The sequence below is a fragment of the Runella salmonicolor genome (assembly GCF_024158025.1).
GTDB classification, from domain to species: domain Bacteria; phylum Bacteroidota; class Bacteroidia; order Cytophagales; family Spirosomataceae; genus Runella; species Runella salmonicolor.
Genome location: NZ_JAMZEL010000003.1, coordinates 253,478 through 270,068 on the forward strand (window position 1 = coordinate 253,478; position 16,591 = coordinate 270,068).

The window sequence follows — 16,591 nt, forward strand, 5'->3', positions numbered from 1 at the left end:
TTATCAGTTGTCTAGGTGTTTTTTGTCAGGCTAATTTTTCAATTCTCCAGTTTTGAATTTGCTTCAACGGAAAAGGTAAATCATTGAAGGTGAATTGGGTATATGTTTCTTCTACTCCTCCAAAACTTTGGTAAAATGAAGCAATAGAAGCAAGTTCGGGGCTTTCAAAATCAAAGACGAAGTCAGTGCTGGCGTATTCTTGGATGATTTGGTCAATCAGCCACGTGCGGCCGTTTCCTTTTCGACCCGTAGGTGAGGCCGCATTGAAAAGATAAATGATTCGGTTCTCAAAAATTGCAAACAATGCGCCCGCTTCAATGCGCCCATCTTTGGTGGCGTAGACTAATCGTAGGGTGTTTTTTTGCGCTAATACCGCCGTTAGTTTACGTAATAAATCGTACGCTTTCTCCGATACTCCACCCACAATTTGGGAAGAATGGTTTCTTTGGAATAACTGGATAATCGGCTCAATGTCAGTGCTTTGTTTAGACTGCCAACCAAAGCGTTGCGCGCGTTTTAAATTTGTTTTTCGGTCATTTGAATAGTTTTGAAAAAGAACAGTGTAGGGGAGGTGCAGCGGTAAAACTATATTGCTCGCTTTTTTTATTTTTAATGAATTGGGAAAAACCGTTTGCGCAGCAAAGCACCCCGTGTAAATAGAAACGTAGCGAAATGAGGTAGTCAATTGGGACAAAAGCAGATTTGATGCTTCCCGAAAATCAACGTTTGAGTGGGTGAAAATTCCTAAAAGTTGACAGAAAAAAGGTTGGTGTATTACTTTCAAACCCCATTTTTGGCGACAAGGTAGAGGCATAACGGCTTGCCATTGGCCATTTTCTGTCAATACCAGCGCCTTCCAATCGGGCGAAACCGTATCCAAATACCATGAATAGGCGTAGAGAATCTGCTGCGGAGAAGCAGCAATAAAATCATCCCATTGGGTGGAATCTAGTTGGGAGCGATGGAGTAGAAGGACGGGCACATGAATAATCGTCTGATTACTAACTAAAAGTACTCCGAATTTTTTGAACAGCATCTTTGACCGAATCATCCTGTTCCATCAAATCGCTGATGGTCTGAATGGCGTGAATGACGGTGCTGTGGTCGCGGCCACCAAAATGGTAACCGATGGATTTTAGCGATAAATCCGTCAGTTCTTTGGCGAAATACATCGCTACCTGACGTGGGTAAACCAATTCTTTCTTTCGACTTTTTCCTTTCAAATCAGCAATGCTCACGTCGTAATAATCCGACACGATTTCTTGAATCGTATCAATATTGACTTCGCGGTCTTCGGCCGTCACGATGTTTTTCATGACGGTTTTGGCCAAATCGAGGTCAATATCGCGGCGTACCAGCGAAGCTTGGGCCATCAATGAAATGATTACTCCTTCCAATTCTCGCACGTTGGTATTGACACTGTGGGCAATGTATTCAATGACGCTGTATTCGATATAAATCCCCTCGGCCTGCAATTTGCGCTGAATAATGGCAATCCTCGTTTCAAAGTCGGGCTGCTGGAGGTCGGCGGTTAGGCCCCATTTAAAGCGGGAGAGCAATCGGTCTTGCAAGCCCTGCAACTCGCTCGGACGGCGGTCGGAAGTCATGATGATTTGACGCCCCGATTGGTGCAAGTGGTTGAATATATGGAAGAACGTATCCTGCGTTTTTTCTTTTCCTGACAAAAACTGCACATCGTCCAGAATCAACGCATCGACTTTCATGTAAAAATCGGTGAAATCTTGGAGCGTGTTGCTTTTGATGGCGTTGATAAATTGGTTGGTAAATTTCTCTGACGAAACGTACAACACAAATTTATCGTGGTGATGGCCTTTGATGTGGTTGCCAATGGCCTGCACCAAGTGCGTTTTGCCCAACCCTACGCCGCCATAAATCAACAGCGGGTTGAAAGAAGTTACCCCGGGGCGTTGCGCCACGGCCATGCCTGCCGAGCGGGCCAAGCGGTTACAATCTCCCTCGATGTAATTGTCAAAACTATAAGTAGGATTGAGGTACAAATCCAACTCCGACGAATCGGGGCTGCGTGGAGGTTGCGGGGTGGCTTTTTTCGGCTCAGAAGCGGCTTTTTGACGCGCTTCGGCCGCTTCGGGTGAGTTGGTGGTCGGAACGTGAACCTTGATAGGAGGCTGTCGGTCACCGCCCGTATCTACAATGATGGAGTATTCCAGTTGGCCATCGCGACCGATGGCGTGGTCAAGTGCCCTACGCAGCACGTGAATGTAATTTTCCTCCAGCCACTCATAAAAGAATTGACTCGGAACTTGTATGGTCAAAGTTTTCCCCGCAAGCCGAAAGGGAACTATCGGCTCAAACCAGGTTTTAAAGCTCTGTTCGGGAACGTTGGCCTTAATGACTTGAAGGCACTTTTCCCATACAACAGCCACTTCTTGTTGAAAAAAACTATCCACTGAGTATCCTGAGTTATTCGTAAAAAACGGTCCAAAAATATTGAGAGAGTACTATCTAAGTGTCAGTAAATCTGATTTTTAACGTTTAGCTCCGAATACATGTAAGGTCACTAAAAGCCTTTTTTGCACAACCGCCCTTAAATTAAGGGTTGCAAAAATAGGAAAAAGGAATTAGAAACAATGACTTAAATATACTGATTTTGTTTTTGGAATGGCAAATTTAAAATGGGACAAGCTAATATTGTATTATAGATAGGATAGATAAGACGGTATTTGTTTTGTAGGAAGTTGAAAGCTCAAAATATAACTCCTATTTTTACCTTCAGTAACGTAAAACGTACTTTTTTTTATTATAAACAGTTCATGAGCTTTTCCCTTTTTTCAGAATTTTCGCCATCCGATAAAAACGCGTGGGTACAACAGGCGCTCAAAGATTTGAAAGGTAAAGACTACGACAAAACATTGTTGTGGAATACCCCCGAAGGCTTTGTGGTGGAGCCGTATTATACCGACCAAGAGTTGCAAGAAACACAGCTTACGGGGTTGCAGGCGGCTCAACAAAAGAAATTAGGCTGGTTAAACCAACCCGTAGTAGTCTATGAAAGCGAGCGGGCTACCAATGCGGCGATGCTGGCGGTTTTGCAGAAAGGCGTTGATGCCCTGACGCTCGACTTACGGAATACAGACCTCTATACCATTGAGTTTACCAAACTTCTTTATGGAATTAAACTCAGCGATACGCCTCTATTTTTCCAAACCAACGGGCAAAATGCCGCTTTGATTCGTGCCCTTCAAACGTTTATTGCGTACCAAATGAAAGGCGGTTTGGCCGATGATGGCTTGGCAACATGGATGACGACGGGGCAACTTTCGGAAACGTATTTTGCCGAATTGGCAGCGGTAGCCATCGCGACAAAAGCATCGCCTAGCTTCAAAACCATCTGTGTAAGCAGCCATGTGTTTCACAATGCGGGTGCCAACGCGGCGCAGGAATTGGCCTTCGCGTTGGCTTCGGCGGTGACGTATGCTGACAAGCTGACCGATGCGGGCCTTGACCCAGATGCTGTTTTTTCGAAACTTTATTTTTCGGTTTCCGTTGGTACCAACTACTTTATGGAAATCGCGAAGTTGCGGGCGCTGCGGTTTTTATGGCAACGAGTGCAGATGGGCTGGGGAATAGAGCCTAAAATTGCCTACGTTCACGCCCAAACTTCGACTTTCTACGATGCGGCTATTACGCCGAATACCAATCTGTTGCGGGCAACAACCGAGGCCATGAGCGCGGTGATTGGCGGTTGCGATGCGCTGACCGTTCACGCATACGACGCCACATTTCGGACGCCAGATGAGTTTTCGGAGCGCATTGCCCGAAATATTTCTATTTTGCTGAAAGAAGAAAGTTATCTCGATAGAACTCTTGACCCTGCGGCGGGTAGTTATTTTCTCGAAAACCTGACCCAACAATTGGCAGAGGCCGCTTGGAGTTTGTTTTTGGAAGTAGAAGAAAAAGGGGGCTTATTGGCGGCTTTTGAACAGAATTTTATTCAAAATAAAATCGAACAAAACGCAACTGAGATCATAGCCGCCCTGCAACAGGGAACGCGGGTAATGGTAGGCGTGAACAAATTTCGGGTGGATGAAGAAGTGCCAGTGAAATACGCTCCGACTCCAGAAACTGTCAATGAAGCCGTGTCTTTTAAATTACTTCATCCCCAACGTATCGCCCAAACATTTGAACGATGATACAAATCGTTCAATTTGCCAAAATATTGCTAAAAAAATATAGTTGAACTACAACTAATGAAACCCAACTTCCTCAATATACATTCTTCCATTCAAGCCCCAATTTCCGAAATGGGGTCGAGCAAACCTTTTGTGACCGCCGAAGGCATCAAAGTGAAACCTACCTTTACCAAAATGGATAATCGGGAGGCGGAACATTTGGGTTTTGGGGCCGGGATTCCGCCTTTTTTGCGCGGCCCTTACAGCACGATGTACGTCCAGCAGCCTTGGACGATTCGTCAGTATGCCGGTTTTTCTACGGCCGAGGAGTCCAATGCCTTTTATCGTCGGAATTTGGCCGGTGGCCAAAAAGGACTTTCGGTGGCGTTTGACTTGGCCACGCACCGAGGCTATGATTCTGACCATCCGCGCGTGGTGGGTGATGTGGGCAAGGCAGGCGTAGCGATTGACAGTGTCGAAGACATGAAAGTGCTGTTTGACCAAATTCCGCTCGACCAGATGTCGGTGTCGATGACTATGAACGGGGCGGTATTGCCCATCATGGCATTTTATATCGTGGCGGCGGAGGAGCAAGGCGTAAAACCCGAGCAATTGGCAGGGACCATCCAGAACGATATTTTGAAGGAGTTCATGGTGCGCAATACCTACATTTATCCGCCCGCGCCCAGTATGCGTATCATCGGTGATATTTTTGCGTACGCCAGTAAGTTTATGCCCAAATTCAACAGCATCAGTATTAGCGGCTACCACATGCACGAAGCGGGCGCTCCCGCGCACATTGAGCTGGCCTACACGCTGGCCGATGGCTTAGAATACCTGCGCACGGGGCTGGCAGCGGGTATGGACATTGACGGTTTTGCACCTCGTTTGTCGTTTTTTTGGGGCATTGGCATGAACCATTTTATGGAAATCGCCAAGATGCGCGCGGGACGATTGCTTTGGGCTAAAATTGTTAATCAATTCGGGCCCAAAAACAGTAAATCGTTGGCATTGCGCACGCATTGCCAGACATCGGGCTGGTCGCTGACGGAGCAGGACCCGTTCAACAACGTGGCCCGAACCACCATTGAAGCCATGGCGGCGGCATTGGGACATACGCAAAGTTTACACACCAATTCGCTCGACGAAGCCATTGCGTTGCCGACCGACTTTTCGGCGCGGATTGCCCGTAATACGCAGTTGTATTTACAGTACGAAACCGATATTTGTCGCGTGGTAGACCCGTGGGGTGGGAGTTATTACGTCGAATATTTGACCAAAGAACTGACCGAAAAAGCCTGGGCGTTGATTGAAGAAGTGGAAGAAATGGGCGGCATGACCAAAGCCATCGAAGCGGGGCTACCCAAAATGCGTATCGAAGAAGCCGCGGCCCGTAAGCAGGCCCGCATCGACAGTGGAAAAGACGTTATTGTGGGCGTAAACAAATACAAACCCGATTCGGTAAAGCCGCTGGAATTGTTGGAAGTGGACAATAAAGCCGTTCGTGAAGCGCAGGTAACGCAACTTGCGCGTATAAAGGCCGAACGGGATTCGGATAAAGTACAACGGGCATTGGCGGCCATTACGGACGCTTGCCGACAGCAGGGAGGGATGGATAATACAACTAATTTGCTGGCGTTGGCGATTGAGGCGGCCCGTGTTCGGGCTACTCTCGGGGAGATTTCGGATGCAATGGAAAACGTTTTTGGAAGATATAAAGCCGTGATACGTTCTATTTCAGGAGTTTATAGTGCGGAGGTTTCGGACGATGAGAATTTCCGAATTGCCCGCGAAATGACCGACCGCTTTGCCGAGTTGGAAGGCCGTCGACCACGAATTATGGTGGCCAAAATGGGTCAGGATGGCCACGACCGGGGCGCCAAAGTCATTGCGACGAGTTTCGCCGATTTGGGCTTCGATGTCGATATGGGGCCATTGTTCCAGACACCCGAAGAAACCGCCCGTCAGGCGGCCGAAAATGATGTGCATATTGTGGGAGCCTCTAGCCTTGCGGCAGGACATAAAACGCTTGTTCCTCAGCTCATTGAAGAACTCAAAAAACTCGGTCGGGAAGATATTATGGTCATTGCGGGGGGCGTCATTCCTCCGCAGGATTACGACTTTTTGTACAAAGCGGGCGTCAAAGGTGTATTTGGCCCCGGAACGGTGATTTCGGTCGCGGCCCAAAAGATTTTGAAGGAATTGATGGGAGAGTAGGGGAAAAAACAAATATCCCACTTGAAGGTGCCTTGTTAGCAACAGCAAGGCATTGAATAGCAAGTTTACTAGGCATCTAAAATCTAATTGAAATGAGCAATACGAACATTGTTGCTCATGGGTCACGCAGTAATTTCGTTGCCCATTTACAATTTTAGGTTTATGTTTGAGTAAAAATTAGGTTTCAGGAATTCAACCATGCAACAATACCACGACTTACTTCGCCATATTTTAGCCCACGGAACCCGCAAAACTGACCGTACGGGCACGGGAACCATCAGCGTATTTGGGTACCAAATGCGCTTTGACCTACAAGAAGGCTTTCCGCTGGTCACGACCAAAAAGGTTCATACCAAATCCATCATCCATGAGTTGCTTTGGTTTTTGAAGGGAGATACCAACATCAAGTACCTCAAAGACCACGGCGTGAGCATCTGGGACGAATGGGCCGATGCCGATGGCAACCTTGGCCCCGTCTATGGCAAGCAATGGCGCAGTTGGGAAGCCCCCGACGGACGCGTCATTGACCAGTTTCAGGATGTGTTGAAGCAGCTTAAAAACAGCCCTGATTCCCGACGCATCATTGTATCGGCTTGGAATCCAGCCGATTTGAATAAAATGGCCTTGTCTCCTTGCCATGCATTGTTTCAGTTTTATGTGGCAGATAATAAACTCTCTTGCCAACTCTATCAGCGCAGTGCGGATGTGTTTTTGGGCGTGCCGTTCAACATCGCAAGCTATGCACTTTTGACCATGATGATTGCGCAAGAGTGCGGGTTTGAGTACGGTGATTTTATCTGGACGGGCGGTGATACCCACATTTATAGCAATCACTTAGAACAAGTTGAATTGCAACTCTCGCGTGAATTGCGCCCGTTGCCTGTCATGAAGATGAATCCCGATGTAAAAAGTGTTTTTGACTTTAAATTTGAAGATTTTACGCTTGAAAATTACCACCCTTGGCCAGCCATTAAAGCGCCCGTCGCGGTGTAAGACTATTGAGCTTTTTCAACGCACCGATGTCAATTTTTGAAAGCTATGAAGAGGTTGTTGTTATTGGTTGTTTTTGGGTTGCCATTCTTTGCCTTTGCGCAAATTCGGGTGGAGATAACAAAACATACTCCGTTTAAAACAGCCAATCAACGTCTTTTTTTGGCTTGTGATTTTAACAATTGGCAACCTGGCGATGTTGAATTTGAGCTAAAGCGCGATGTAAATGGCGTGTACTCGTTGTTATTACCTGATTCTCTTACGCATTTCAAATACAAAGTAACCCAAGGAAGTTGGGGTTTGGTAGAAGGAGATTCAGAGGGAAACAGCCGCCCTGACCGTGTCTATGACCGTTTGACAGAGCCCAATCCTAAATTGTTACAACTTCAAATAGAAGGTTGGGAAGCGCACGCTACGTATCGGTTTGTAGTTACATCCATTCCTGCCAATACCCCAAAAGATGCGGTAATTTACATTACGGGCAATTTTAATAACTGGAATACTAGTGATGAGAACTATCGGCTGAAACGACAGATGGATGGAACGTATCGTGTTACCGTTGTGTCTGATTTGGATCGCCTTGAGTATAAATTTTCGCGTGGCGATTGGAATAGCGTAGAAGGAAAAGAAAATGGAAAAACTCGACCCAATCGGCTGCTTTATCGTAATGAATCATTAAAAAGCGATAATATTACCGTCGAAATAATTAGCTGGGAAGATTTATCTGGCACCTTTCACTCTATCTCCATTTACGACTTACTTTTGCTATTTTCAGCCTTTCAAAGTGCCTTATTGATTATTGCCATAACGTCTATGCAGGACTACAACCGTCAGGCAAATCGTTGGTTGGTAGTCTCGTTGGCATTTATGGCTGTTATTGTATTGATTCGAGTAGTAAGTGCTTATCGGGAAGTGGCACAAGAGTACACAAAGTTGTTGTTAATTCCCGATTTTGTGCTGTTTCTGTACGCACCGCTTTTTTATTTTTATATTCAAAAACTGCTTTTCAAGACGCCTAAATTCCCTTCTAAATGGTGGGGGCATTTTGTGTTGCCCAGCCTGCAGTTTTTGATGTATTTGCCCTATTTTTTAATGGAAGACAAAAGCCTTCAAATCAAAATCGTGAATCGTGACGTAGATTTGATATGGCTTTTTTGGGGAACGGGTACGGTGGCGCTGATGGTAAATGTGTATTATTGGTTGGCCAGCCGGCGGGTAATTAGGTCGTACCGAGCTTTATATGCTAATCAGGCTTCTTATGAACAAAATCTGCAATACCTTTCAACAGTACTTTCCTTGCAGGCTGTTTGTTTGGTTTTATGGTTATTTTCGGGGGGGCTTTTTGTGGTAGGCTATTTTCTAAAAATGGATACCATATCCATTGTCCAAAAAAGTATTGATACGATTTGGCTGGCTTTTTCGACGATTCCTTATTTTTTGGGGTATTTTGCCATTCATCAACCCGAAATCTTTAAATTACCAACGCAGCCCATTTCCTTTCTGAAACCCAACGATGAACCTTCGATTATTATTCAGGATGCCCTTACTCCTTTGGTAGAAAAAGAACCCGAATTGGTCGAAAATCTCTCCAATTACAAAGAGAAGGTGGAAAGCTACATGAAGAAAAACAAGCCCTATACCAACCCTGGACTGACGCTCAATGAACTTGCTCAGAAGCTCAAAATGACGCCGCATCTTCTTTCTAAAATTATCAACGAAGGGTACAATAAAAACTTTTTTGACTTCATCAATGAATATCGTATAGAGGAATTTAAACTACGTTTTGAAGACCCTCGCAACCGGCAATATACCATGTTGTCTATTGCCTTTGAAGTGGGTTTCAATTCTAAAACTTCCTTCAACCGAGCATTTAAGAAAATGACCCAACAAACCCCTCGTGAATTCTTCTACGAGTCGCGGGTTGAAGAATAGAAAATACGCCTTTTTTCTCCCCCAATAAGTACCACCTTATAAAGTGGAACGCACTTGGTTCTCTTAAACCTTCTGAAAATCAGCTGATTTGAGCTGTGTTAAAACCTGTGTTTTAAAATAGGTTTCAAACTACAAAGTGGAACGATTCGCCATAATACTGATGGTACTTTTGCAAGAAGTTTTTGACAATTACGGTTTGTAAAGTCAATTTCTTAGGCAAAATCTTCTAAACAATTTATTAAAAAAACCTATGATGATTCAGTTCTATAGCATGTTTTGGCAAGTGGGCGCAGCCCCTCGGTTGAAACTCATGGTGTTGGTATGGATACTGGCAGTAGCCTCTGCCACGGCACAGGACCTTACCGTGTCCGGAAAAGTGCAGGAAAGCAACGGCTCGGCATTGCCCGGCGTGAGTGTTTTAGTGAAAGGTACTACCAGAGGAACCCAAACCGATGCCGAAGGAAACTTCAAAATTGTAACGCCTGCCAATGCCACGTTGGTATTCAGTTTTGTAGGAATGACTACGCAGGAAGTGGCGGTAGGAAACCGCACGACAGTTTCCGTGACGTTGCTTAATGACAACAAACAGTTGGCCGAAGTGGTGGTCATTGGTTACGGTACGCAGCGCAAAAAAGACCTTACGGGTTCGATTGCTTCTATTACGACAGCTGATTTTAACAAAGGGAACATTGCTACCCCTGACCAACTAGTAGCCGGTAAAGTGGCTGGGGTGCAAATTACGCCCAATGGCGGTGCGCCAGGTGCGGGGAGTACCATCCGTATTCGCGGAGGTGCTTCATTGAACGCCAGCAACGACCCCCTCATCGTCATTGACGGTGTACCTTTGGACAACAGCGAATTGAAAGGCGCTCCCAATCCGCTGAGTTTAATCAACCCCAATGACATTGAGTCGTTTAATATCCTGAAAGATGCTTCTGCCACCGCTATTTATGGTTCGCGGGCTTCTAACGGGGTCATTATGATTACGACTAAAAAAGGAAAGAAAGGCGACGTGATGCGCGTCAATTTGAGTACTCAGGCTTCCGTTGGTCAAAGAACGGGGCAAATTGAAGTTCTCTCGGCCGATGATTTTCGGGCGTTAGTCAATCAATACGGGACGGGTACTCAAAAATCATTACTGGGGTCGGCTGTTACCGACTGGCAAAAGGAAATTTATCGTACGGCTGTCAGCACCGACAACAACTTGAGTGTTACAGGTTCGGTAAAGAATATGCCCTACCGCGTATCTGTGGGATATACCAATCAAAATGGTATTTTAAAAACCTCCAATATGGGGCGGACTTCGGCTTCGGTAGGTTTGACTCCGATGCTGCTCGACAACCACTTGAAAGTGGATATTAACGTCAAAGCATCTACTATTAAAAATCGTTTTGCCAACCAAGGGGCAATAGGTGCAGCAGTTGCTTTTGACCCTACTCAACCTATTTTTTCGGGCAAAGAATCGTACGGCGGTTATTTTGAGTGGGTAAATGCCGACGGAAAACCAAACACCATTGCAACCCGTAACCCGCTTGGATTGCTGGATTTGACGGACGATAAAAGTACCGTTAATCGCAGTATCGGTAATATGCAGTTGGACTATAAATTCCATTTTCTGCCCGAACTACACGCCAATCTGAACGTTGGTTATGATATTTCCAAAAGTGATGGTAATCGCTTTGTACCCGCATTGGCAGCCTCCAATTTTAGTAATGGTGGCGAAAAAACAGTCTATACCCAAGACCGCTCCAATAAGTTATTGGATTTTTACTTCAACTACGTAAAAGACCTCACCAAGGATACGCGCATTGACTTAACGGCGGGTTACTCGTACCAAGATTTTTTGAATACCACCACGAGCATTACCAAAGATGCCGCAGAAACCAAAATCATCAACGATAGCCCTTACAAAACCCAAAATACGTTGGTATCTTTCTTTGGACGGGCAAATCTGAATCTTCAAGACCGTTATTTGTTGACCTTTACACTTCGCCGCGACGGTTCGTCCCGTTTTGCCAAAGACAACCGTTGGGGAACTTTCCCATCGGCGGCTTTTGCGTGGAAAATCAACGAAATGGAGTTCTTGAAAAATTCTAACGTATTGTCTGACTTGAAGTTGCGCCTAGGATATGGGGTAACAGGGCAGCAGGATGTAGGTCAAAACTTTGCCTATTTGGCACGCTATACGCCAAGTACAGCCACGGCTCAGCAGCAACTGGGAAACACGTTTTATACTACTTTGCGTGCTGAGGGATACAACGCCAACATCAAATGGGAGCAAACCGTTACCCAAAACGTAGGCTTGGATTTTGCGTTCAAAAAAGCAAGAGTATCGGGTAGTATTGATTACTATCGGAAAGAAACTACGGACTTACTAAACGTTGTGCCAGTTGCGGCAGGTACCAACCTCACCAACGAAATCCTGTCGAATGTAGGTTCGATTGAAAATAAAGGATTGGAGCTGTTGTTGAATTACAATGCCATCAGTAAAGAAGATTTTACGCTTGATTTGGGCTTCAATGCGACTTACAACGAGAACAAAATCACCAAATTAACCTCGGCCAACGACCCCAATTACAAAGGGGTATTGGTAGGCGGTATCGCGGGCGGTGTGGGTAGCACCATTCAAATCCATTCGGTGGGGTATCCGGCATCGTCGTATTTTGTGGCGCAGCAAGTGTATGACCAAAACGGTAAACCCGTTGAAGGTGTGTACGTTGACCGCAATCAGGATGGTAAAATTACCGTGGACGATTATTATCACTACAAATCTCCCGCGCCACGCGTTTTTATCGGCTTCAATGCCCAAACTTCTTATAAAAAATGGAGCGGAGGTTTTGTGGTTCGGGGCAACTTTGGCAACTATGTTTATAACAACATTGTTTCTACGAGCGGTGTGTTGCAGGCGTTCCAAGGAGCCAACAACTCATTGGCCAATGTGGTGCCCAACGTCAACGTAACCCAGTTTGCCACCCCGCAGTATTTCTCGGATTACTACATGGAAAATGCCTCTTTCCTGCGCATGGACAACCTTTTTGCGGGTTATGATTTGGGTAAACTTTTTGGCGGAAGAACCTCCGCACGCGTATCTGCAACGGTACAAAACGTGTTTGTTATCACAAAATACACGGGACTTGACCCCGAAGTAAGCGGTGGTATTGACAACAATATTTACCCCTTGCCTCGGACTTATACTTTGGGTTTAAACATTGGATTTTAGGAGTTTATAACGAACAAACGTTTCCAAAAAACAAGAAAAAATGAAGAATTTCATCCATATAAATAAAATAGTGGGAGGATTTGCGCTGGCGTTGGCGGTATCCTCTTGTGTGAAAGACCTTGACAGAATGCCTTTTAATGAGGTTACTTCGGCAACTGTTTATAACGACCCCGCTGCTTACCGACAAGTAGGTGCAAAGCTGTACGCGGGGTTGATGCTAACAGGTCAGCAAGGGCCTGCTGGCGACGACCGTACCAAAGACATCAAAGGGATGGACGAAGGCTTTTCGAGTTATTTGCGCAATTATTGGTACTTACAAACACTTACGACCGACGAAGCCGTAATTGCTTGGAGTGACGCGGGTTTGCCTGAGTTGCACCAAATGAAATGGTCTTCCAATAATCCTTTTGTGAGGGGTTTTTACAACCGAGTTTTCTATCAAATCGCCTCTTGTAATGAATTTATTCGCGAAACAAGCGATGTAAAATTGGCGGAAAGGGGAGTGTCAGGTACAATCCTTACCGATGCAAAAGCCCTGCGGGCCGAAGCGCGTTTTCTGCGGGCACTGAGCTACTGGCACGCGTTAGATTTGTTTGGGGGAAATGTGCCATTTGTGACCGATAACGACGTTGTAGGCTCAGCGCCACCTAAACAGACAAATGCGAAGGACTTGTTTGCTTACATTGAGTCAGAACTGAAAGCCATTGATAGTGAGTTGGTTGAAGCGCGTAAAAATGAATATGCCCGTGCTGACAAAGCGGCGGCGTGGATGCTGCTTGCCAAACTGTATCTCAACGCAGAGGCACAAGGCCAAGGCAACCGTTATGCCGATGCTGCCACTTATGCCAAAAAAGTGATTGATGCAGGGTACAGTTTGCAGTCAAAATACGATGATTTGTTTAAAGCCGACAACCATAACTCAACTGAGGTAATTTGGGCATTGGCGGCCGACGGAAACCGCAGCCAAACCTGGGGGGGGATGACTTTTCTGTGCCACGCGCCCGTGGGTGGTTCGATGCCCGCTTCGAGTTATGGTATCGACGGCGGTTGGGGCGGTGTTCGAGTAACGCCTTCCTTTGTAAAACTGTTTGCTGACCCATCGGGCAAGACTGATAAAAGAGCCATGTTTTATACCGACGGACAAAAGTTGGAAATAAACGAAATTCCCACTTTTACCGATGGTTATGCCATGCCTAAATACAAAAATATAACCTCTGCTGGCAAGGTTGGAACGAATTTAACCCATCCTGATACTGATTTCCCTATGTTTCGTTTGGCGGATGCGTATTTGATTTATGCTGAAGCAGCGGCACGCGGGGCTGGTGATAAAGCATTGGCACTTGATTATGTCAATAAACTTCGGGTAAGAGCCTACGGAAATACGTCGGGGAATATTGCAGCGGCTGATTTAACCCCTGATTTTGTATTGGCCGAGCGCGGTCGTGAGTTGTCTTGGGAAGGTGGCCGTCGTACAGACTTGTTACGCTTCGGCAAATTTACCAGTTCCTCTTACTTATGGGCGTGGAAAGGCGGTGTAAAAGACGGGGCAGGCGTGCAGGATTATTTGAAAATCTTCCCTCTCCCTTCTACCGACTTAACGGCCAATCCTAATTTGGTGCAAAATGCTGGTTATTAAGCCCCTGAAAATCTCTGATTACAGATTAACAAAAAAAAACATGAAAAATTGGTTTCATAAATTCATATACGCTGTCGTAGTCCTAACGACGTTGAACTCCTGCGAAAAAGACGAAATAAAGGCAGTCATTAATTCAGGAGCTGTGCCTGTGGTGACACTTTCGGCCTCGTCGGTGGTGTTGACCAAAGAAAATGCCGATAAAGATGCGTTGACGATTTCGTGGGCAAAACCTGATTATGGTTTCAACGCCCCCGCAGCATACACGATTTTGATTGATAAAAAAGGAGGAGATTTCTCAAATGCGGCTACCATCACAACGGGGGCCGAACTGAAAAAAACCTTCAAAACCTCAGAATTAAACCCTATTTTATTGAAATTAGGCTTGAAAGTAGCCACTGCTGGAGATGTGGACGTAAAAGTGCAGTCGTTTTTGGGCGGAAGTACCAATCTGAATTCGTCGGTTGTTTCGCTGAAAGCAACGCCTTATCTGGACAAACTTGACCTGAGTACGAATCTCGGTGTGGTGGGGTCGGCTGCTAATAACTGGGGAGCGACACCCGATTTGCCTTTCTATAAAACCGACAAATCCAACGTGTATGTAGCCTATGTGACACTCACCGATGGCGAAATTAAATTCCGTGAAAACAACAAGTGGGACGTAAACTACGGAGGCACTAACGGTACGCTTGTAAAAGGGGGAGACAATATCGCGGTCAAAGCAGGTTCGTATAAAATCACAGTGGATTTAACAGCCCTCAAATACACTGTGGAGAAATTTTCGTGGGGAATTGTCGGCTCGGCTACCCCCAATGGCTGGAGTGCGCCCGATGTACCTTTCTTTTATGACCCTTCTTCTGACCAATGGAGAGCGATTGCAACGTTGAAAGACGGCGAAATCAAGATTCGTCAGAACGAAGATTGGACCGTAAACTATGGTGACAAAGGCGCTGACGGTACGCTCGAAGTGGGGGGGGACAATATTGTGGTAAAAGCAGGGACTTACTTGGTGACGGTTGACTTCAAAACCCTGAAATATACCATCGTGGCAACCAAAGTATGGGGGGTAGTGGGTAGTGCCACTCCTAACGGCTGGAATGGCCCCGATGCTAAATTTATACCCGATTTTGGTACCGAAGGTATTTTTACACTGTCCAATATCAAGCTGATTGATGGAGAAATCAAATTCCGCCAAAATGATGATTGGGCTGTAAACTATGGCGACGACAAAGCCGATGGGGTGATGGAAGCTGGCGGGGCGAATATTGCCGTAAAAGCAGGTACGTACGACATTGTTCTTGATTTTACCAATGCCGCCAAACCCACTTACAAGTTCACTAAAAGATAGATAAAAATCCAAACTGAAAACTAATAGGTTGATTATCGAAAGCACCGATAAACTTTTGTCGGTGCTTTTTTAATCATCTATCGCGTTTAGTACGGTATGCTTGAGCGGCAGCTCAGACCTACAAGTAGCTTTACCAGCAAAAGGTCTAATTGAGATGCCAATGAAAACGAATAAATTAAAAACGATGAAATCATTATTGATTCTAAGCCTGTTATCTGTCGGTACTTTTGCCCAAACTCTACCCAAAGTCAGCTCCGGAAGCATCAAAAGAATAGAAAACTTCGCTTCTCAATACGTCTCGGCAAGAAACTTGGATGTTTGGCTACCCGAAGGATATACTCCCCAAAAAAAATACGCAGTGCTCTATATGCACGACGGACAAATGTTGTTTGATAGTACCAACAATTGGAACAAACAGGAATGGGGGGTGGATGAAACACTGGCCAAAATGATGGCCGATGATAAAATCAAAGCTACGATCGTGGTGGGTATTTGGAATTCGGACAAAGGCCGTCATGCCGATTATTTTCCACAAAAACCCTACGAGCAATTAACATCGTTAGAAAAACAATTTGTGGTTGAACAACTCCAAAAAGCAGGCCGAACAAAGGAAGTTTTTCAGCCTGTATCAGACAATTACCTGAAATTTTTGGTAACTGAGCTAAAACCCTTGATAGATAAGACTTACGCTACGCTTCCTGATGTAAACAACACCTTCGTGGCAGGGTCGAGCATGGGCGGACTTATTTCGATGTATGCGATTTGTGAGTACCCTACTGTATTTGGCGGAGCGGCCTGTTTGTCTACCCACTGGCCAGGGATTTTTAGTATCGACAATAATCCTATTCCCGCGGCTTTTTTTAAATATCTCAATACAAACCTGCCTGATTATCAGTTGCATAAAATCTACTTTGACTATGGCAATCAAACCCTGGACGCGCTCTATCCACCGCTTCAAAAACAGGTTGATACTATTTTACAAGCAAAGGGATTTACGGATAAAAATTGGGTGACCCGATTTTTCCCAGGCGATACCCACAGCGAGCAAGCGTGGAAAAAACGACTTCCTATTCCCATTGAATTTTTACTAAAAAAATGAT

Annotated in this window: 10 protein-coding genes; 8 read left to right on the forward strand and 2 right to left on the reverse strand. The window is 45.5% G+C overall.

Annotated features, from left to right (window positions below; genetic code table 11):
- Positions 1-25: 25 nt before the first annotated feature.
- Both NCI00_RS10345 and dnaA read right to left on the reverse strand, forming a co-directional pair.
- The gene (locus NCI00_RS10345; RefSeq protein ID WP_253527165.1) at positions 26-1,036 is read right to left on the reverse strand and encodes a GNAT family N-acetyltransferase; all 1,011 of its coding nucleotides are present in this window, start codon (positions 1,034-1,036) and stop codon (positions 26-28) included.
- The gene (gene dnaA, locus NCI00_RS10350) at positions 1,002-2,429 is read right to left on the reverse strand and encodes a chromosomal replication initiator protein DnaA (RefSeq protein WP_166559203.1); all 1,428 of its coding nucleotides are present in this window, start codon (positions 2,427-2,429) and stop codon (positions 1,002-1,004) included. The genes NCI00_RS10345 and dnaA overlap by 35 nt, the downstream gene beginning before the upstream one ends.
- A gap of 363 nt (positions 2,430-2,792) precedes the next feature.
- Between dnaA and NCI00_RS10355 the strand changes: the two genes are divergently transcribed.
- The 8 genes from NCI00_RS10355 to NCI00_RS10390 all read left to right on the forward strand — a co-directional run bounded on the left by NCI00_RS10355 (position 2,793) and on the right by NCI00_RS10390 (position 16,590).
- Complete coding sequence (locus NCI00_RS10355; protein ID WP_253527168.1) at positions 2,793-4,172, forward strand: methylmalonyl-CoA mutase family protein; 1,380 nt, start codon at positions 2,793-2,795, stop codon at positions 4,170-4,172.
- A 57-nt stretch (positions 4,173-4,229) separates the two neighbouring features.
- Positions 4,230-6,368, forward strand: a complete 2,139-nt coding sequence (gene scpA, locus NCI00_RS10360; protein ID WP_253527171.1) for a methylmalonyl-CoA mutase — start codon at positions 4,230-4,232, stop codon at positions 6,366-6,368.
- Between the two features lie 198 nt (positions 6,369-6,566).
- Positions 6,567-7,361, forward strand: a complete 795-nt coding sequence (locus tag NCI00_RS10365; RefSeq protein WP_253527176.1) for a thymidylate synthase — start codon at positions 6,567-6,569, stop codon at positions 7,359-7,361.
- A 45-nt stretch (positions 7,362-7,406) separates the two neighbouring features.
- Positions 7,407-9,290, forward strand: a complete 1,884-nt coding sequence (locus tag NCI00_RS10370; protein WP_253527178.1) for a helix-turn-helix domain-containing protein — start codon at positions 7,407-7,409, stop codon at positions 9,288-9,290.
- A 250-nt stretch (positions 9,291-9,540) separates the two neighbouring features.
- Complete coding sequence (locus NCI00_RS10375) at positions 9,541-12,510, forward strand: SusC/RagA family TonB-linked outer membrane protein (protein WP_253527179.1); 2,970 nt, start codon at positions 9,541-9,543, stop codon at positions 12,508-12,510.
- A 40-nt stretch (positions 12,511-12,550) separates the two neighbouring features.
- On the forward strand, positions 12,551-14,146 hold the full coding sequence (locus NCI00_RS10380) for a RagB/SusD family nutrient uptake outer membrane protein (protein ID WP_253527181.1): 1,596 nt from the start codon (positions 12,551-12,553) through the stop codon (positions 14,144-14,146).
- Positions 14,147-14,186: 40 nt separating this feature from the next.
- Complete coding sequence (locus tag NCI00_RS10385) at positions 14,187-15,491, forward strand: SusE domain-containing protein (RefSeq protein ID WP_253527183.1); 1,305 nt, start codon at positions 14,187-14,189, stop codon at positions 15,489-15,491.
- Between the two features lie 184 nt (positions 15,492-15,675).
- On the forward strand, positions 15,676-16,590 hold the full coding sequence (locus NCI00_RS10390; RefSeq protein ID WP_253527185.1) for an alpha/beta hydrolase: 915 nt from the start codon (positions 15,676-15,678) through the stop codon (positions 16,588-16,590).
- Position 16,591: the final 1 nt, after the last annotated feature.

What these genes read in the sequence shown, in the direction of transcription:
- NCI00_RS10345 (WP_253527165.1), bottom strand. Translation starts at nt 1,036, where the DNA reads ATGCTGTTCAAAAAATTCGGAGTACTTTTAGTTAGTAATCAGACGATT.
- NCI00_RS10355 (WP_253527168.1), top strand. Translation starts at nt 2,793, where the DNA reads ATGAGCTTTTCCCTTTTTTCAGAATTTTCGCCATCCGATAAAAACGCG.
- scpA (WP_253527171.1), top strand. Translation starts at nt 4,230, where the DNA reads ATGAAACCCAACTTCCTCAATATACATTCTTCCATTCAAGCCCCAATT.
- NCI00_RS10365 (WP_253527176.1), top strand. Translation starts at nt 6,567, where the DNA reads ATGCAACAATACCACGACTTACTTCGCCATATTTTAGCCCACGGAACC.
- NCI00_RS10370 (WP_253527178.1), top strand. Translation starts at nt 7,407, where the DNA reads ATGAAGAGGTTGTTGTTATTGGTTGTTTTTGGGTTGCCATTCTTTGCC.
- NCI00_RS10375 (WP_253527179.1), top strand. Translation starts at nt 9,541, where the DNA reads ATGATGATTCAGTTCTATAGCATGTTTTGGCAAGTGGGCGCAGCCCCT.
- NCI00_RS10380 (WP_253527181.1), top strand. Translation starts at nt 12,551, where the DNA reads ATGAAGAATTTCATCCATATAAATAAAATAGTGGGAGGATTTGCGCTG.
- NCI00_RS10385 (WP_253527183.1), top strand. Translation starts at nt 14,187, where the DNA reads ATGAAAAATTGGTTTCATAAATTCATATACGCTGTCGTAGTCCTAACG.
- NCI00_RS10390 (WP_253527185.1), top strand. Translation starts at nt 15,676, where the DNA reads ATGAAATCATTATTGATTCTAAGCCTGTTATCTGTCGGTACTTTTGCC.